Raw genomic sequence first — 19,681 nt, 5'->3', positions numbered from 1 at the left:
AAAGAAATATGCGAACCGTTTGTTTTCTACTTTCTTTTAATTGTCTTTTAAAGTGTTTTGTTCTCATGTACAAAACCTTCAATAAGATGATATCCCTATGAAAGATAGCTACCCTCCTTTTGCAGCATTCCATATGAATGTTGCTTTTTTTATTTATAGGCAGGATTCTTATTTCTTATTTTCGAATTTGTATATACAAAATGCTATAAATCTCTATTACTTCCCTATTATTTACAAATACATATACGTCATATGTAGAGTATTGCTTACATAAAAATTACTATAGCGATTTTATGCCGCGTTAACTAGCAATAGGAATCCCACTTCAAAATTTGGCCGGATTCAAAAATCATATGGGTGGTCTAACCGTATAAGCTCGATTAATCAAAGTTTCACCTTACTTCAGTACTTACGAAAGGATGGGATGGAAATTGGCATATGAAAGATTTGTACTTTGGAATGATGCAGTTATTGATACAACAAAACAAAAAACATACATAGAACTAGAAGAAAGAGGCTTGCAATTTGGAGATGGTGTCTACGAGGTAATGCGGCTCTACAACGGAAACTTTCACTTATTAGATCCGCACATAACAAGACTATATCGCTCCCTAGAAGAAATAGAATTATCGCTCCCTTTCTCAAAAGCAGAGCTCATCACCTTACTGTACAAACTCATTGAAAGTAATAATTTCTACGAAGATGGAACCATTTATTTGCAAGTATCTCGCGGTGTACAAGCTCGTACTCATGCATTCTCATATGACATTCCCCCGACAATCTATGCCTATATCACAAAAAAGGAAAGACCGGCTTTATGGATTGAATATGGTGTACGTGCTATATCAGAACCAGATACTCGCTGGCTTCGCTGTGATATTAAATCATTAAATTTACTACCAAATGTATTAGCTGCTACGAAAGCTGAACGCAAAGGTTGTAAAGAAGCCCTTCTCGTACGAAATGGTATTGTAACTGAAGGTAGCCGTTCCAACTTCTTTTTAATTAAAAATGGAACACTCTACACACATCCAGCCAATCATCTTATTTTAAATGGAATTATTCGTCAGTATGTCCTTTCTTTAGCTAATACTCTTCACATTCCTGTACAAGAAGAACTTTTTAGCATTCGTGACGTTTACCAAGCTGATGAATGTTTCTTTACAGGAACAACAATTGAAATCTTACCGATGACTCACCTTGATGGAGCTGCGATTCGAGATGGTCAAGTTGGCCCCATTACAAAAACAATACAAAAATCCTTTTCTCAAAGCCTTTTAAAATCAAACACACCATCTTCTTAAATACGAATAATTACCATTTCCTATAATGTTAATATATGTATTTAAATCAAAATCAAGGTAGAAATTCATACCTTGATTTTTTCTTGTAATCTTTTTGTCACATTCAGTTTCCCGCATAAGTCTTGACAGTAATCGACATGCCTTTTAGAATTTTTAATAGTTGGTAAATTTTTCTTCACTACATTACAGACAGAAAGGAATCGACAAACTATGAAAAAATACCTTGCCGGTCTTGCCGCAGTGTCTGTAGCAGGAGGAGCAGCACCTACACTTGATAGTGTGCAAGCTGCCCCGGAACAAAATACACAAAAAGCTGCTACACAAACTGTACAAGCTTCTGCACCTAACACTTCATCTTACACGGTAAATGCTGATGTATTACATGTTCGTGCAGGATCAAGCACTTCTCAAGATATCATCTCTCGTGTTTATAACGGTCAATCATTAAACGTGATTGGCGAAGAAAATGGTTGGTTCAAAATTAACCATAATGGAAAAACTGGCTTTGTCAGTGGCGAATTTGTATCAAAAAAGGGAGCAACTAATTCCAATGTAAGTACAACAGGTGGAAAGAATAAAGTTACTGCCGATGTATTACGTGTACGTACAGCTCCTAACACTTCCAGTTCCGTTTCAGGACGTGTGTATGAAGGACAAACATTAAACGTAATTGGTCAAGAAAATGGTTGGGTGAAAATCAATCACAATGGACAAACTGGTTATGTTAGTGGTCAGTTCGTATCAGGCGTTTCTGCAAATACAGGAGCTACAAACGATACGAATCAACAAACTGTACAACCAGCAAGCGGAAACTATACAGTAAATGTATCTTCCCTTCGTGTTCGTACAGGCCCTAGCACTTCTCATACAACTGTAGCTTCTATTACAAAAGGACAAGTAGTACAAGTCGTTGGCGAAGTTCAAGATTGGTTCAAAATCAATTATGCAGGACAAGCTGCCTACATAAGTAAAGACTACGTAACAAAGGGCGGTTCTAACGAAAACGGTTCACAAGGCAACAATCAAAATAATAATCAAAACAATAACGTAACTGTTCAAACTGGTGGTACTTACGTTGTTAACGCAACGTCTCTACGTGTTCGTACAGGCCCTGCTGCTTACCATAGTGTAATTGGCGGCGTGTTAAATGGTACAACATTAAACGTAGTTGGATCTGAAGGTAGCTGGTTTAAAGTTAATTACCAAGGAAAAACTGGTTTTGTGAGTGGCGAGTTTGTAAAATTCGTTAAAGGTGGCACTGCTACTCCTGAACAACCGAAACAACCTGAAAAGCCTAACCAAGGTGCAATTGGTGACTACTACATTAATGCTTCTGCACTAAATGTACGTAGTGGCGAAGGTACAAATTATAGAATCATAGGGGCACTTTCGCAAGGACAGAAGGTGCAAGTAATCTCTGAAAACTCTGGATGGAGTAAAATTAACTACAATGGCCAAAATGGTTATATCGGAACACGTTTCCTATCTAAAACACCAGTTGGTGGTGCAGTAGATAAGCCTAACAACAATAATAATCAAAATAACAACAATCAAAACAACAATACAGGCAACAACAGCGGTGACACTTCTTCTCTACTTGCATACGCGAAATCTATGCAAGGTGTACCATACGTTTGGGGCGGTACTTCTGCTAACGGTGTTGACTGCAGTGGTTACATCTACCACGTATTTAAGAAATTTGGTCATAACATTAGCCGTCAAAGTGTTGCGGGATATTGGAGCAGCTTACCGAAAACTTCAAGTCCACAACCAGGCGACTTAATTTATTTCCAAAACACTTATAAAGCAGGTCCTTCTCATATGGGAATTTACCTTGGGGGCGGATCATTTATCCAATCTGGAGATAAAGGGGTAGCAATCGCTTCATTAAGTAACTCTTATTGGAAGAGCCACTTCTTAGGTTATACGAAAGCACCTTAAGTTATAGTTTCAGAGCCTTCTAGATTACTAGAAGGCTCTTTTTTAAAGAACTCAATATAGTAATCCCCTTTCGTTCTCTCTCCACACAAAAATTATGCGTTCATTTTCCTATTTCGTACACTATATTCTATAAAAATCACTCAAAACGTTATCACAATGAATATATTCCCACAAAAAACATAACCTATTTCATGTCTATTCATTTCATATGTGTTTTTTTGAAGAATTTTCTTTTTATTTAAACTTTTCGTTAGACGTTTGACCTCCGATGTCCATTATGATAAGTTACTTAAGATGTTATATTCGCAAAAGTATAGACAACTGGTTTATACACTTTTTTACTATGAGGAAGGAGCATACACTGCATGAATCTTTTATGGGGAATTGGCGGCGTGATTGGAGTATTAGCAATTGCTTTTTTACTATCTTCCAACCGCAAAGCTATTAATTGGCGCACAATTTTAATCGCGCTAGCATTACAAATGTCATTTTCATTTATCGTATTACGCTGGGATGCTGGTAAAGCAGGTTTAAAACACGCTGCTGATGGTGTTCAAGGATTAATTAATTTTTCTTACGAGGGAATTAAGTTCGTTGCTGGGGATTTAGTCAACGCAAAAGGCCCTTGGGGATTTGTCTTCTTTATTCAAGCACTACTTCCAATTGTATTTATTAGTTCATTAGTAGCAATCTTATATCATTTCGGTATTATGCAGAAATTTGTTAGTGTCGTTGGTGGTGCATTAAGTAAACTTCTTGGAACTTCTAAAGCAGAAAGTTTAAACTCAGTAACAACTGTATTTTTAGGACAAACTGAGGCACCAATCTTAATCAAACCTTACTTAGCACGCTTAACAAATAGTGAGTTCTTCACTATTATGGTAAGTGGTATGACGGCTGTTGCCGGGTCAGTTCTTGTCGGCTATGCAGCGATGGGAATTCCGTTAGAACACTTATTAGCAGCAGCAATTATGGCAGCTCCATCAAGTTTATTAATTGCAAAACTAATTATGCCAGAAACAGAAGAAGTAGATAATAACGTTGAGCTTTCTACAGAACGTGAAGACGCAAACGTTATTGATGCAGCTGCACGTGGTGCATCTGAAGGTATGCAACTTGTTATTAACGTAGCAGCAATGTTAATGGCTTTCATCGCATTAATCGCTTTATTAAATGGATTATTAGGATGGGTTGGTTCTTGGTTCGATATTAAACTTAGCCTAGATTTAATCTTCGGTTACTTATTATCACCATTTGCAATCTTAATTGGGGTTTCTCCAGGTGAAGCTATACAAGCAGCAAGCTTTATCGGTCAAAAACTTGCAATCAACGAATTCGTTGCATATGCAAACTTAGGACCACATATGGCAGATTTCTCTGCAAAAACAAATCTGATTTTAACATTCGCAATCTGTGGATTCGCAAACTTCTCTTCTATTGCAATTCAATTAGGTGTAACTGGAACGTTAGCTCCTACTCGCCGTAAACAAATTGCACAATTAGGGATTAAAGCAGTTATCGCTGGTACACTAGCGAACTTCTTAAACGCAGCAGTTGCAGGTATGATGTTCCTATAAATTTATATCAACCCTCCTCTTTCCATAGAGGAGGGTTTTTTGTATGTGTAAATGTATTTTTTATATATACGAAATACTTTATGCTTAAATATCAAAACATTATGATACAATAATTAGTAAGTCTGTTTATTTTTTCTTGTGCAAGGGAGATACTACTTCATTTTGTTCTATTAAAAAAGAATTGCAGTTACATGGTCTAATTCTTATTAATTGCGCATACTACAAGTATCCTTGCTTGAATTACCTTTAAGGAGGAAAGTTTTGTGAAAAATAATTTCTATAAAGTCTTCTCTATGTGGATTTTACAAATTTTATTTTATTTTACAACTGTACATGTGACGCATTATGAGCATGCTCTCATTTTTACAATTATATATGTAATCGTTAATGTACTATTTCTATTTTTGCCTGATAAAACCGCATTTGTTTTCTTCATATTGGGAACCATTATTTCGGTATTCTATTTATTCTATCAAGCGTGGCTTTACTTATGGAGTACATCAGATCAATGGGAGTACATTATTACTCACTTCCTGATGGTAGCAAACTTCTTCATTGTTTATATCTCAACACATCTATTAAAGAAAGTTATTCATGAGAATAAAGAATTAACTGAGCGTGTGAGAACGCTAGAACAATACATTGGAGAATCAAAATTATTAACGAGACAAGAATTCGAAAGAAGACAAGCATTATTAATAACTGCAATGAATCGTCGCAATGAATCAGGTATTATCATATACTTCGATTTCGCTTCCTTTAGTAAATACACGAAAGAAAGCGTCATGGACCGTGTAGCTTCATTATTAGTTGAAACGGTAAGAAATGACTTTGACCTTGCTGCTGAATACGATAGCAATACACTGGTTATTTTACTACAAAACACAAATGAAGCCGGTGCTAACATTGTAATGAACCGCCTACAGCCAAAAATGGGGCAATGGCTTGCTGCTGAAGCAATTCAAGATATAAAAATTTCGCGAGAGCAAATCGGAAGTAAAGGACCGACATTATTATGATGACGCTTGTTATACTCCTTTTATTTCTTTTATTCTGTGTACTCGTTTTTTGGATTAGCATCGCATTTTCAATTAAATACGTACTTATTTTTACAGCCTTTCTATTCTCTGGCTTACTCGTTTATTATTCTTTCTTAACACTCGCAGGCTTAATTCACCGAAATAGTAAACGAAAAGATCGTACGCTAGAACATTATCCGAGCGTTGATATTTTAATACCCGCCCATAATGAAGGGGTCGTTATTAAAGATACATTAGAGGCGATGGCAAAGATTGAATATCCAGGCAAACTAACTGTTTATTTATTAAACGATAATTCTCAGGATGAAACACCTGAAATTGGTGATGACTTTGACAAAGCTTATGCTCATATCCGTCACATTCGTGTCCCGCCTGGTGAACCAAAAGGAAAATCACGTGTATTAAACTATGGGCTTAGTATTTCGAATGGTGAATATTTCTGCGTTTACGATGCGGACAATCAACCTGAACCACATGCTCTGCGAATGCTTGTCGAACATGCTGAAACAACCAAAGATGCCGTTGGGGCTGTTGGACACGTTCGTACAGTCAATGAAAACAGAAACTGGCTGACACGAATGATTTCACTAGAGTTTCAAATCTTCCAGCTCCTTATGCAATCTGGACGCTGGTTACTATTCCAAACAGGTTCACTAACAGGAACGAACATGCTTCTTCGTCGCTCTGCCTTAGAAGAGCTTGGTGGCTATGATCCTTATGCAATTGCAGAAGACGCTGAATTAACATTACGAATTACACAAAAAGGCTATCTCTTACCAATCGTTCCAGAATCGATTACATGGGAACAAGAACCTGAGCATTTAAAAATTCTTATTAAACAACGTACACGTTGGCTCCAAGGAAATCTCTATATTTTAGAAAAGATGTTTTCTTCATTAAGTTTCTTTAAAGGGAAACTTCTTGTCCATTCCTTACAGCAAGTGTTAGTGTATGTCGTATTTTGGCTATTTTTAATCATTTCAAACGTTTGGTTTGTCATTGGACTACTCGGGATATTCCAGATTCAATATAGTATTCCGTTACTATTTATGTGGTATGTTGCATATATTACATATGTTTCGCAATTATTTAGTGCCCAGAGCGTCGAACGAACCTTTACACCGACGAATATTTTTATTAGCGTCATCATGTACTTTACGTACGCACAGCTCTTCACGTATTTATTTATTCGCAGTCTAATCTTATACTTACGTGCAAAGAGCAAGAAACAAGTCATCGGCTGGGATAAAACCGTTCGATTCAAAAAAGATAAATAATAAAAACAAGCACAGAGCGCCGTATGCTCTGTGCTTATTTATTGCCGTATAAATTATATATCAGACAATACCCCTTAGCTGAAAGTAATTTCACGTCCATCCCCCAACGAACGATCGACCTTCATTTATATACGAAAAAGTGATTGCTATTTTTGTAGAACCAATTGCTTCTCTTGCTGATCTTTGCGCGTTTCAGTCTTAGGTTCCGTGCTTTCTTGCACATTTCGATGTGCCACACGTTTCAAACAAATATGCTTCCACTTTCTTTCGTAACGTTTCATTATTCTAGATGTCCCCCTTGAATGCGCTTTAAAACTATTTGAAATCGCTTACAGGAAATAATATAGCACATATACATAAAAGTGACAACACATTTCCGACATATTTTTGACAAAAATATGAATAGAATTCATAAAATATCGAATGTTGTCGAAAGTTATCATTTTTTCTTCGTATAAAAGGCATACTACTTATATAGTACAGTATTTTATTTCCCTGATTTGTATTTAAAATCTCTTCTATATAAAATGAAACTTTAATCAGTGGGGCTTTATTCATCCCCCACTTAACTTCTTTGCTTTTGCTGAATTTTGAGGTGGGTGTCTTACTGCCACAAATAGAGGGATAAAAAAGGGCTGATATGAAATCAGCCCTTTTCCTTCTATTATTTATGTTGCTTCATACGTCCTTCTTTTTGCAATTCTTTAAATAATGCTGCCATCATAAAGAAAATAACAAAGACGAATGGGAATGCCGCAATAATAGCTGCCGTTTGCAATGCTTCTAATCCACCAACATATAATAAGGTAGAAGCTATCGCGGCTAGAACGATACCCCAAACCATTTTAATGCGGTTCGGTGGATTTAAACTACCATGCGTCGTTAACATTCCTAAAACAAACGTCGCAGAATCTGCTGATGTAATAAAGAATGTTGCAATAAGTAGAATACCTAAAACTGATAAAGCTGATCCAAAGCTACCCATCTGATCGAACATAGCGAATAATCCTACTTCTGTTCCCATCTCTTTCACTTTGTCGAAGATATGCGCATCACCAAACAGCTCCATATGAATACCAGTCCCGCCGAAAACAGAGAACCAAAGTGCACCAATTACGGTCGGAACAAGTAACACACCAATAACAAACTCACGAATCGTACGCCCTCGTGACACACGAGCAATAAATGTACCTACGAATGGTGACCATGCAATCCACCATGCCCAATAGAAAATTGTCCAAGACTGGATCCATTGATTTCCGCCTTCATCCAATGGACTTAAACGGAAACTCATGCCTGGCAATTCCTGAATGTAAGAACCAATCGTTGAAGTGAAGTAATTCATAATAAAGTTTGTTGGACCTGCAAATAATACAATTATCATAAGTGCAAATGCCAAAATAATGTTCGTATTACTTAAATATTTAATTCCTTTATCAAGACCGGTTTGCGCAGATAACATGAAAAGAACTGTTACGATTGCGATAATAACTAACTGTGTCGTTAATGAATTAGGGATAGATGTTAAATAGCTAACACCACCTGCAATTTGTTTTGCCCCTAGACCTAATGATGTCGCAACACCAAACACAGTCGCGAACACAGCTAACACATCAAATGAATGAGCAATACGCCCATGTTCCCCGCCCTTAAATAACGGACCTACTGTCGCACTAATTGTACTTGCTTTTCCTTTTCTAAAAGTGAAGTACGCAATACATAACGCTACAAACGCATATAGTCCCCAAGGATGTAATCCCCAATGGAAAAATGAAAAACGCAGTGCAAGACGCGCACTTTCCTCAGTTGCACCATCTCCAAACGGAGGTGCGTATAAATGGTTTAATGGTTCCGCAACACCCCAGAAAACTAAACCGATACCCATACCAGCACTAAATAACATAGCAAACCATGTCATATAACTATAATCAGGTTCGTCATCATCTTTACCTAAACGAATAGAACCGTATTTCGAGACAATTAAAAAGATGGACACACCTAAAACGATAGAAACAGAAATAATATAAAACCATCCAAACTTACTAACTAGTGCAGTTTGAATTGCAGTTGTTACATTTCCTAGGCTACCTTGTCCAATAATAGATTCGGGAATAATCCCCCAAATTGTAAATGCAATACATAATGTTAATGAAACGATGAATGTCTTTGTCAGTTTCCTCATCAAATCCCCCTTCGTAGGTTTCACTTTTGTAAATAACATAAATTCCGATATGTTAAATCGGATAGAAAACTATAATTTTTGCGGTGATTTTCTTTCAAATCTCTTACTTTCACCTTCACCAATTAGAATTCTTATAGACAGCCTTACCTTCCGTATAACCTTTTCACTCTGCAAGAGCTACAAGGTAGAAATACTGCTGCCAAATTGTGCGAGAAAAATGCGGATGGGAATGTATTTTCCCAAAAAAGGATGTGTTACATATGTAAAAAAGGGCAAATTCCTTCCTTGCAACCTTTTCTTCTTGTAACAATTATGCGGTTTTTTTACTAGTATATAGCACATGTTTATAGCTTCACAAACGAAATGTTTATGTTTATATAACTATATTACCCATAAAACGGTAAAATACTCAAGGAATGTAACTGTATAGTAAACGTTTTGTAATACTGTCGTAACATTTTTATTTACGACGAAAAAAATATGTTGTATTAAATATTTTGAATATAACTAGAAACCTACTAATCATATAGAATGAAAAACGCTTTCCTATATTTTTTGTTATATTACAGGATGTTAACGACTGATTACGAATGGTTTGTAATTGTGTGTTTTCCCCAAATCCGAAAAAATCTGTTGCTATAATGAGGACACGAAAACAAACGCAATGGAGGCTATCATGAAAAAATTAATTGGTATAGCAACAGCAGCAGTTTTTGGTCTTGGGATTTTCACATCATCTGCCAATGCAGAAACTGTTGTAACAACAGACGTACTAAACGTACGCGAAAACCCTACTACTGAATCAAAAGTTGTCGGTAAATTACTAAACGGTAATAAAATAGATGTTCTAAATACAGAGAACGGATGGTCAAAAATCACTTTAGATGGTAAAGACGCATTCGTAAGTGCAGAGTTCACAAAAAGCATCTACTACGTAACAGCTAACGTATTAAACGTACGTGCTGAAGCGAACACAAACTCAGAAATTCTTGGAACGTTGAAGAAGGACGATATGATCGAAACAACGAACCAAGTACAAAATGAGTGGTTACAATTTGAATATAACGGGAAAACAGCTTATGTTCATGTTCCTTTCTTAACAGGTACAGCACCTGTTATTGAGAAACAAGAAACACCAGCTCCTGCTAAAGCTGCAGCACCAGCTAAAGCTCAAGCACCTGTAGCACAAGCAAAACCAGCTGCTAAGCCTGCTGTGAAAGCTGCTGAAACTAGCGAACCTTCTGGTGGTCGTGAGTTAACAGTTGTAGCTACAGCATATACAGCTCACCCGAGCGAAAACGGTGGCACATATGGCGGCCGTGTATTAACTGCAATGGGTCATGATTTAACTGCGAATCCAAACATGAAAATGATCGCTGTTGATCCGAAAGTAATCCCATTAGGATCTAAAGTATGGGTTGAAGGTTATGGAGAAGCTATCGCTGGAGATACTGGCGGTGCAATTAAAGGTAACCGTATCGACATTCTACTTGGATCAGATAGCGCTGCCCAAAAATGGGGACGCAAAACTGTTAAAGTGAAAATTTTAAAATAACCAATGAATGCTAAATTACAGCCGGTTCTCTTTGTTGAGAGCTGGCTTTTATTTATTTATAATAGCTATGAGGAGGCTATTATCATGAATGTACAAGCAAAAGTAGACTGGATTGGCACACCAAAACCTTATATATATAAAGACGAAGTAACATATGATGCTACTTCCATTGATTTTTCACTCGCCGGCGATGACAATCGCTATAAATTAATTGTGCTCGGCCATGAAGGAAATATACATTACAAAATTGTACAATACGGGATAAAACCAGGCTCACAAAAGCCATTTCCTATCGATATTCCATTCGAACAAGCAATGCTACCGCTAGTCGAACAAATAGTAAATAATCCGTATGTACAAGCGACATTAAAGCAGACACGCTTCTGACCGCAAAAAGACTATCTCAATTACAAGAGATAGTCTTTCTTACGTTAACGAGTCGGACCAGATACTTCCCCTGGTTTCAACGTATTATTTGTACCAAGAGAATGATACAGCATCTTCCCATTCACAGTTACGATATGATAATCTAAATTTCATTTTTTCTGTTTTGAGCATTTTTTGTTTATAATGGTAAAGGAAAGAAATATGTGTACGGAGGAATATTATGCTGCAACACTCAATTACGAAAGATGAAATTATGATGATTGCGAATGAGTTCGTTCAAGGACTAGATCCACAGCAAACAGCTGATCAGGAACATGTCGCTACAGCTCGGCACCTATATCGTAGTGGTGTTGTCTACAACGTTGACTTTGATGGTTACACGCTATCAGGAACTGTAGATGCTGAAGGCAGCGTATATAGCGTTCATATCCCGATTCGTAACGTCGCTGAAAGCTATTGCGATTGCTTCGCACCAACGCAATGTGAGCATATGCTCGCTGTGTTACTATCTGCAGCGTCTAGTTTCGGGCAAGTAGGAGATGTATTAACTTTATTTAAAAATAATACGAAACCTTCTCTTCCTCCTATTCGAACTGCAAGACAAGTATTGCAATCATCAGCTTTTGAAGAAACAGATTATAAAAGTTGGCAATCATATTTTGACAACGAATATGAATCATTTAAAAAAGAACAAGCTCGGCTTACTTATAAACAAATGTATTTTCTTATGAGTATTTTTACAGACTTCTATACGAAACTCGAGCGGAAAGCTCCGCGTATCATTGCAATACATGAATTGTTCAGACTACACGCGGCACTTTATTGCTTTCAAAAATTATTAGAAGAAATTCAGGCATTCGAAGTAAATAAAACGTATTCTTATCACCAACCTGTTAACGTCGTTCGCCTATTTGTAGATAAAGTGGAATCCATCGTTCGGGACTTACAATCAGAAGCGATTCCTTCAGAGTCTGAAATCATTTTGCAAGAAACAGCTCGTCTCGTTCATGAAGTATTCTTCTCTACCGACTCTTATACGCAAGAGCGATTTTTCATTTATCGTCACATATGGAGTGAACTGTTAAACAATAAAGATCAACTGCAAGAAGAAGAAAAACGAATTGACACGAAAATAAATCCACTTTCTAAAGCATTAGCATCTTCTCATCTATTCTTTTTAAATGACGAAGACCTACTAGCAATGGACTTACTAAAAAAACAGCCTGCTTCTGTTGTAAGTCTTTATTTCTATTGGTTAGAAGAGCTATTAAGCGCCATGCAGTGGGATCGCGGAAAAAACTGGCTTTCGTTTACGTATAAACAAGTAAAGAAAACCATACATGAGCACGAGGATACAATCTTCATAAAAGATATCGTTCGGTTATTTGTAATCATGTACGAAACATATGCAACGCATACAAATGAACAAGCTGGATTCGAAATGATTTTACAAGAACTATTACCGTATAGTTTCACAAACTACGAACAATACGTACTCGCGAAGAAGCAGTATCGTACATGGTCCGAACTTCATCTCTTATATGGATTTGAAGCAATTGAACTATTGAAAGAGCCATTGAAAGATATTGAAAAAGAAGCGCCAGAAGCGGCACTTCCTCTTTATCATCTTGCTGCTGTAGAGGCCATTGAAGAACGAAACCGTAAATCATATAGACGTGCAGTTCGCTACTTAAAGAAATTACGTACATTATATAAACGTTTAAAACGCACCGATGAATGGGATGCTTTCATTATTCATATCGCCAATCTACATTCACGCCTTCGTGCACTACAAGAGGAATTACGGAAAGGAAAATTAATCGATGATCAATCAAACTGAAGTAACAATTAGGCTCCAGCATGTTAGTCAAGGTTGGTTCCTTTGGGGCGAAGATGACAGCGGTACTCCATTATCCGTAACTAGTTGGAAACGAAATGCATTTACATGGCACGCCACTTCCTTCTATGGCACGTTTCTAAAAGAAGCAACCTTTGAAGGGAAACAAGGTGTTATGCTAACAAACGCACAAGCATTTGAATACATCGCAAACAAACCGATGAACTCCTTTGCACATATTCAAATGAACGATCCTATTACAGCACTTACGAAAGATGCAAATGAATTATGGGATGCCTTCGTAAGCGGTAGCTTCGTACCCGATATGGAACGTTGGCCCAAACAACCATCTTGGAAAGTTCAAAATACACCAATCGAAGATGACACATTAGCAACGCTTTTCTCAACCTCGGTAAATGAAAGTATATTGCAAGATAACCGATCAAATGACGGATGGGAAGATGCAAAGAGACTATACGAACATTACGACTTTACGAAAAGACAGCTGGAAACAGCGCTACATGAAGAAGATTGGCTTCGAAAAATCGGTTATATTGAAGATGACCTTCCCTTTACAATTGGACTAAGACTGCAAGAACCACAAGAGGAATTTGAAATGTGGAAGCTTGAAACGATTGTGGCACCAAAGCGCGGGGCACATCGCATATATGTATATGAAAACATCGATTCCTTACCGAAAAGATGGCACGATTACGAAGAGCGTATTACGGAAACGCAAGAAGGCTTTAGTAAGCTCGTACCGTGGCTAAAAGAAGGGGATACGTTCAGAAAAGAACTGTTTGAAACGGAAGCTTGGAATTTCTTAACAGAAGCAAGTGACGAGTTACTTGCAGCTGGTATTACAATTTTATTACCATCATGGTGGCAAAATTTAAAAGCAGCAAAACCGAAGCTGCGTGTACAGCTGAAGCAAAGCACAGCACAAACACAATCTTTCTTCGGCATGAATACGCTCGTTAACTTTGATTGGCGCATTTCAACGAACGGAATTGATTTATCGGAAAGCGAATTTTTCGAACTCATTGAACAAAACAAACGATTATTCAATATAAATGGTCAATGGATGCGACTGGATCCAGCCTTTATTGAAGAAGTAAGAAAACTAATGAACCGTGCCGATAAATACGGACTAGAAATGAAAGATGTCCTCCAGCAACATTTATCAAACACTGCTGAAACAGAAATTGTGGAAGAAGATAGTCCGTTTACTGATATTGAAATCGAACTAGACGGATATTATGAAGAGCTATTCCAAAAGCTACTCCATATTGGAGATATTCCAAAAGTAGATGTCCCTACTTCACTAAACGCAACACTTCGTCCGTATCAGCAACACGGCATTGAATGGTTATTATATTTACGACAACTTGGATTTGGGGCATTATTAGCGGACGATATGGGACTTGGGAAAAGTATTCAAACGATCTCTTACTTACTATATGTAAAAGAAAACAAGCTCAAAACAGGTCCTGCATTAATCGTGGCGCCGACATCCGTTCTTGGAAATTGGCAAAAAGAATTTGAGCGTTTCGCACCAAATTTACGCGTTCAATTACATTATGGAAGTAACCGCGATAAGGGAGATTCATTTAAAGATTTTCTTCAATCAGCAGATGTTGTATTAACGTCTTATGCGTTAGCTCAACTTGACGAGGAAGAACTTACTTCGTTATGCTGGGACGCTGTTATTTTGGATGAAGCACAAAATATTAAGAACCCACATACGAAACAGTCGAAAGCAGTACGCAACTTGCAGGCAAATCATAAAATTGCTTTAACTGGTACACCGATGGAAAACCGACTTGCCGAGCTTTGGTCCATTTTCGACTTTATTAATCATGGATATCTTGGCAGTTTAGGACAATTCCAGCGCCGCTTCGTCACACCGATTGAAAAAGACCGTGATGAAAGAAAAATCCAACAAGTCCAACGCTTTATCTCACCATTTTTACTGCGTCGAACGAAGAAAGATCAAACAGTCGCATTAAACTTACCAGATAAACAGGAACAGAAAGCTTACTGCCCACTAACTGGTGAACAGGCTTCCTTATACGAGCAACTTGTTCAAGATACATTACAAAATGTTGAAGGGCTAAGCGGGATTGAACGTCGCGGGTTCATATTACTAATGTTGAATAAACTAAAACAAATTTGCAATCACCCTGCTCTTTATTTAAAAGAAACAGAACCGAAAGATATCGTTGAACGTTCTATGAAAACAAAAACGGTAATGGAACTAATCGAAAATATTAAAGATCAGAATGAGAGCTGTTTAATCTTTACCCAATACATCAGCATGGGAAACATGCTAAAGAGCATATTAGAGGAAACATTTGGTCAGCGCGTCCTCTTCTTAAACGGCAGTGTGCCGAAGAAAGAGCGTGATAAGATGATCGAACAGTTCCAAAACGGAACGTATGACATTTTCATCTTATCCTTAAAAGCTGGCGGAACAGGCTTAAACTTAACTGCCGCTAATCATGTCATTCACTACGATCGTTGGTGGAATCCAGCTGTAGAAAATCAAGCAACGGACCGTGCATATCGTATTGGTCAAAAACGATTCGTTCATGTTCACAAACTTATTACAACAGGAACATTAGAAGAGAAAATTGATGAAATGTTAGAACGAAAACAATCTCTAAACAATGCGGTCATTACAAGTGATAGTTGGATGACTGAACTATCAACAGACGAATTAAAAGAATTACTTGGTGTATAAACAAAAGGAGCAAATCTCGAAATGAGATTAGCTCCTTTTTCTATTCCAAAACCAATTACTTATTATAATTCCTGTCAATCCGCCGCACGTATCAAGTAATGTATCTTGCCACATCGGTGTACGGTCTCCCGTAAACCATTGATGGATTTCATCCAATGTTGCATACCCTGCAACGAAAAGAAGGGCATATATAAAGCATCTTTTTCTCGAACAACCCGATCGATGAAAAGCATAATACGTCAAAGAACCGAGCATGAAGAACACCATAAAATGAGCACCTTTACGAAGGAAAAATTCAACAAATCCGCCCACACCTTTATTTGCAATACTAACAGGTGTACCTCCACCATAATCGATAGATACCCATGAAAAATGCTCTTTCACAAACTCAACATTTACATATTGTTCAATATCCGAGCGCATATCCTGTTTTTTATATGGTTGTGCTGAGGAATAGAAGATAAGCCCCATCCATAGTAATACAGGAATCCAAAATAACCATTTACGATTCATTCTTCCGAAACCCCTCTCTTAGTCTTTTAAGAGTACCAAAAAAAAGAAAAAATTTCACGCCAAAACATGACATTTGCCCCCTATTTATAAAGTGAAAGGGGGTGATAAACATGGCAGTTGAAACAATCGTAATGGATTTAACTCTACGTCTTGTATTAAACAATGGATTAGATAAGAATGGAAAAACAACTTTGAAGAACAAACAATTTAAACGCGTTAAAACAAATGCAAACTTAGAGCAAGTACACAACGTAGCCCGTGCCCTTGCTTCCTTACAAGAATCATCACTTCACGCTGTACAACTTGTAAGTACTTCAGATCTTGCTAACGTATAAATAATAAGGAGGGAATAAAGCATGCAAGTACTCGAATTGATTTTCACGAAAGAAGATGGAAAAACAGTTGTTTTTTCTATCGATAAGCCCATCACACCCGTCGATGCACAAGTCGTAAATCAAGTAATGGATACCATTCTTGCGTCATCTATATTTTCATCAATTGATGAAAATACCCGAAAAAAAGGAGCCCGTCTCGTAGAAAAAAATATATCCGAAGTTCCAATTACTCTATAAAGTAAAACTTTAATCAGTGGGGATTTTGTTCATCCCTACTGATTATTAACCTTCACCAATCGGGCATTTACAGGCAGTAAGGCTCCCAACTAACTTCTTCTCTCCAGCCGAATTTTGAGATAGGAGTCTGACTGCCCACAAACAGCGGAATAAACGAAAAAGACGAATCTGCATTATTTTGCAGATTCGTCTTTTTTCTTCGGCATTTCAATCGGAATAAAAATCTTTGAAAAACCGATGCATACATATTTATAATTTTCTCCACCTAAATCGAAATCAGTCGTATATGTTGAGAAGAAAATATAATCATTTCGCTTTGTATAATGGTCGATTAATAATCCAACTTGTGGCTCAACATACTTTTTCGCCAACTTCTTACCTGCCGATGCTAAATCGCCAAGAAGACCCTCTTCATTTTCTTTTTGAACCTCATCTAGCTTCTTACTTACATCATTACGTTTCATAAACTGCTTCGCTGCCCAATCCGTATATTCTCCTTTACTCGGATTACTATTCGCTAAATAAACTAGGAGAACAACAGCTAGCACTATAATAATATACTTTTTCTTCATGCTATATCACCGCCTATTCTTTTCTATTTTCATATATATGTACAAGCGATGCAAATTAGAAAGACTATCATCTGTTGATTGTAAACGAATAACTAAAATTTACAATATAAAACAGAATATTAATAGTGACTTTACAAAATTTATATATAATTATATTCAGAATAAAGATTACAAGGGAGGCATTATACTAATGAACAATGAAAATGATATTTTTATTTCTAGTTCTACAATGATGTTAGAGCCATGTAAGCACCCCTCTTACCGTACAAAAATTATCGACAGTAGCGGGAAGCACCTTTACTCCCGCCAAACCGCTCTCCAGCTCATACAGAAATCTTGTCTAACAGATGTTTATTCTACTTATCAGGGCAGACGTAATGCAGTCCAAGCAAACTTTAAATTCAAACAAAACGTTCCGATTCCAATTAATCATAAGGAATATATTTGCGCTTTTCCAACAGAATCTCCTGCTTCTCCAAACTGTATTTGGTTGTTCTACAAGCATATCCATACAATAGAGTTTTTCAAAAAAACTAAAAAAGCTAAAATTTTTTTCTCAAACGGATTTACCGTAACGATACAAATTAGTTCCCATAAGTTAAGTCAGCAATTATGGAAAGCTGGATATGTTTTATCCCAAATGAACATGCAAGATTCACTACACTCATAAAACCTCATGCCACATTTACTATCTTAAAACAAATAGAATGGAAGGTGATCTTTCTCTTATCTTCCATTCTACTTATTCTCTTTATCCCTTTACACTATCTCGCATTTTCTCAAGTGCCTGCCGGTATATCCACCTCACCTGATAATATGTCATTCCCATTTCACAGGCTATTTCTCCCATCTTTTTTCCTACAAAAAATCGTTCCGAAATAATGTACCTCTCCCTCTTATTTAACACACTCATAAAATCCTGTGCTCTCATTCCCGTTTCTTCAGACTCAAATTGTTCATCGTACTCTCCGACGCACACATACCTCTCCTGCATTACACATTCTTTCTTCAATCTTTCCAATATATAACCACGTACTGTTATCACTGCATAAGCAGGAAAACTTCCTTTCTCCTCCTCATATCTTTCATACGCATACCAAAGACCAATTAAACCACATTGATAATACTCTTCATGATCTTGATAAATACTTAACTTCTTTATTTGATTTACAATCATTCCCTCATACAAAACAACCGTCTCTGTAAAAGTCGCTGGCTTCACATAGTACCTATTTCTAAAAGGTATACCCCTTTGTTATTCCGCGGTACCTTTACAATATAAAAATAAAGAAGAGACTTCACTGTGAGTAATTTCAAATACTACCGAAGGAATTTGAAATTACACTAGGCAGTATTTGAAATTTTGTTGGTGGTATTTGAAGTAAGGGCAAAAATAAAAAAGGTGACTCTAGAGAGCCACCTTTTTTATTTTATTATTATTGGAACATGCCTTTTACTGCGCCAAATCCAATAGTTAAGATAAAGAAGACAACCATAAGAATTGTTGCTTTCTTTTTACTTAAATCAGCCGTAATTTGAAGACCTAACCATGTAATAACAAATCCCCAAATTGTGAACACTTCAATGTTATTTGCAATACCTTTTGCAACACCACCACTTGAAGCGAAAATCGGTCCTAAGCCAGTATACATTTCTTGTCCTGATCCGCCTAAAACAAGTGCTAAAACTGTATTAATTAATAAACCAAGTAATGAAATAATGCTTGAATACACACTAATTGTTAATAATTTCTTATAAGAAGTATCATTGCTCATTAACATCATTAATACTTTATACACTGCTGCGCTAATAAAGAAACCTATCGCCATACCAATAGCACCGAATACTGCACCCGTACCAAACGACATTACAGGCGTAACAGTAATACCTAAATCCTTATTAACCTTAATCGCCTCCGGAGTTAAAGAGTAAACATAAGAAGCAAGTCCTCCTATGATCCCCGCTAATAAAACCAGTAACCAAAAAGCACCCCAAACCGCATTACTAGTCTTCATTCTCTCAAACTGCACACCAGGAGAAGTAATCATTCCAAATAATGATGGCTTCTCTCCGCCAACCTTTTGCGTATTCAAATTCGCTTCCATTATAACGCCTCCTTCTATTTATATAACCCGTTCTAACGGGCGGTTCACTTCCTCATTGTAAGAGGCTACGAACCGC

18 protein-coding genes are annotated in these 19,681 nt (G+C 37.0%); 12 read left to right on the top strand and 6 right to left on the bottom strand.

Translation table 11 applies throughout. From position 1 onward, the window contains the following. The first annotated feature begins 419 nt into the window (after nt 1-419). The 5 genes from A6J74_RS18380 to A6J74_RS18360 all read left to right on the top strand — a co-directional run bounded on the left by A6J74_RS18380 (nt 420) and on the right by A6J74_RS18360 (nt 7,139). Complete coding sequence (locus tag A6J74_RS18380; protein ID WP_002040014.1) at nt 420-1,304, top strand: D-amino-acid transaminase; 885 nt, start codon at nt 420-422, stop codon at nt 1,302-1,304. A gap of 210 nt (nt 1,305-1,514) precedes the next feature. Continuing rightward, nucleotides 1,515-3,245 (top strand): C40 family peptidase, encoded by a 1,731-nt coding sequence (locus A6J74_RS18375; RefSeq protein ID WP_000760253.1) that lies wholly within the window; start codon nt 1,515-1,517, stop codon nt 3,243-3,245. Between the two features lie 365 nt (nt 3,246-3,610). Then, nucleotides 3,611-4,822: a NupC/NupG family nucleoside CNT transporter gene (locus A6J74_RS18370; protein ID WP_001051016.1), complete on the top strand. Its 1,212-nt coding sequence runs from the start codon at nt 3,611-3,613 to the stop codon at nt 4,820-4,822. A gap of 263 nt (nt 4,823-5,085) precedes the next feature. Continuing rightward, the gene (locus A6J74_RS18365; RefSeq protein ID WP_000794326.1) at nt 5,086-5,841 is read left to right on the top strand and encodes a diguanylate cyclase domain-containing protein; all 756 of its coding nucleotides are present in this window, start codon (nt 5,086-5,088) and stop codon (nt 5,839-5,841) included. Then, a complete protein-coding gene (locus A6J74_RS18360) occupies nt 5,838-7,139 on the top strand; it encodes a glycosyltransferase family 2 protein (protein ID WP_000988738.1) in 1,302 nt (433 codons plus the stop codon). The genes A6J74_RS18365 and A6J74_RS18360 overlap by 4 nt, the downstream gene beginning before the upstream one ends. 146 nt (nt 7,140-7,285) lie before the next feature. Here A6J74_RS18360 and A6J74_RS30470 read toward each other — a convergent pair whose 3' ends face one another. After that, on the bottom strand, nt 7,286-7,420 hold the full coding sequence (locus A6J74_RS30470) for a hypothetical protein (protein ID WP_000833064.1): 135 nt from the start codon (nt 7,418-7,420) through the stop codon (nt 7,286-7,288). Nucleotides 7,421-7,803: 383 nt separating this feature from the next. Beyond that, nucleotides 7,804-9,321, bottom strand: coding sequence for a glycine betaine transporter OpuD (gene opuD, locus A6J74_RS18350; protein WP_001230123.1), 1,518 nt, complete (start codon nt 9,319-9,321; stop codon nt 7,804-7,806). Between the two features lie 676 nt (nt 9,322-9,997). Between opuD and A6J74_RS18340 the strand changes: the two genes are divergently transcribed. From A6J74_RS18340 to A6J74_RS18325, 4 genes are all read left to right on the top strand, one after another. Continuing rightward, nucleotides 9,998-10,876 (top strand): cell wall-binding protein EntA, encoded by an 879-nt coding sequence (locus A6J74_RS18340; RefSeq protein WP_000733305.1) that lies wholly within the window; start codon nt 9,998-10,000, stop codon nt 10,874-10,876. 84 nt (nt 10,877-10,960) lie between these two features. Further along, nucleotides 10,961-11,263: a DUF3910 family protein gene (locus tag A6J74_RS18335; RefSeq protein ID WP_001102520.1), complete on the top strand. Its 303-nt coding sequence runs from the start codon at nt 10,961-10,963 to the stop codon at nt 11,261-11,263. Between the two features lie 220 nt (nt 11,264-11,483). Beyond that, the gene (locus tag A6J74_RS18330; protein ID WP_000939157.1) at nt 11,484-13,103 is read left to right on the top strand and encodes an SWIM zinc finger family protein; all 1,620 of its coding nucleotides are present in this window, start codon (nt 11,484-11,486) and stop codon (nt 13,101-13,103) included. Beyond that, nucleotides 13,087-15,843, top strand: a complete 2,757-nt coding sequence (locus tag A6J74_RS18325) for a DEAD/DEAH box helicase (protein WP_000610104.1) — start codon at nt 13,087-13,089, stop codon at nt 15,841-15,843. Before A6J74_RS18330 ends, A6J74_RS18325 begins: the two co-directional genes overlap by 17 nt. Before the next feature lie 27 nt (nt 15,844-15,870). On the opposite strand, the gene A6J74_RS18320 is transcribed toward A6J74_RS18325, so the two are convergent. Continuing rightward, a complete protein-coding gene (locus A6J74_RS18320; RefSeq protein WP_001080720.1) occupies nt 15,871-16,356 on the bottom strand; it encodes a VanZ family protein in 486 nt (161 codons plus the stop codon). A 110-nt stretch (nt 16,357-16,466) separates the two neighbouring features. On the opposite strand from A6J74_RS18320, the gene A6J74_RS18315 reads away from it, so the two are divergent. Then, nucleotides 16,467-16,691, top strand: coding sequence for a DUF1659 domain-containing protein (locus A6J74_RS18315; protein ID WP_000257697.1), 225 nt, complete (start codon nt 16,467-16,469; stop codon nt 16,689-16,691). A gap of 21 nt (nt 16,692-16,712) precedes the next feature. Then, complete coding sequence (locus A6J74_RS18310; RefSeq protein WP_001197605.1) at nt 16,713-16,928, top strand: DUF2922 domain-containing protein; 216 nt, start codon at nt 16,713-16,715, stop codon at nt 16,926-16,928. A gap of 173 nt (nt 16,929-17,101) precedes the next feature. Here A6J74_RS18310 and A6J74_RS18305 read toward each other — a convergent pair whose 3' ends face one another. Further along, nucleotides 17,102-17,500, bottom strand: a complete 399-nt coding sequence (locus A6J74_RS18305; RefSeq protein ID WP_000731397.1) for a DUF4359 domain-containing protein — start codon at nt 17,498-17,500, stop codon at nt 17,102-17,104. 190 nt (nt 17,501-17,690) lie between these two features. Between A6J74_RS18305 and A6J74_RS18300 the strand changes: the two genes are divergently transcribed. Then, nucleotides 17,691-18,170: a competence protein ComK gene (locus A6J74_RS18300; protein ID WP_001058457.1), complete on the top strand. Its 480-nt coding sequence runs from the start codon at nt 17,691-17,693 to the stop codon at nt 18,168-18,170. A gap of 81 nt (nt 18,171-18,251) precedes the next feature. Here A6J74_RS18300 and A6J74_RS18295 read toward each other — a convergent pair whose 3' ends face one another. Both A6J74_RS18295 and yknW read right to left on the bottom strand, forming a co-directional pair. Beyond that, a complete protein-coding gene (locus tag A6J74_RS18295; protein ID WP_000801306.1) occupies nt 18,252-18,722 on the bottom strand; it encodes a sigma-70 family RNA polymerase sigma factor in 471 nt (156 codons plus the stop codon). 214 nt (nt 18,723-18,936) lie between these two features. Beyond that, entirely contained in the window at nt 18,937-19,605 is a 669-nt protein-coding gene (gene yknW / locus A6J74_RS18290) for a YknW family membrane protein (protein ID WP_000387953.1), read from the bottom strand. Nucleotides 19,606-19,681 lie beyond the last annotated feature (76 nt).

The sequence above is a fragment of the Bacillus sp. FDAARGOS_235 genome (assembly GCF_002073415.2).
Taxonomy (GTDB): Bacteria; Bacillota; Bacilli; order Bacillales; family Bacillaceae_G; genus Bacillus_A; species Bacillus_A toyonensis.
The sequence above is the reverse complement of the archived record's forward strand: the minus strand, read 5'-3'. Positions and strand labels throughout refer to the sequence as shown.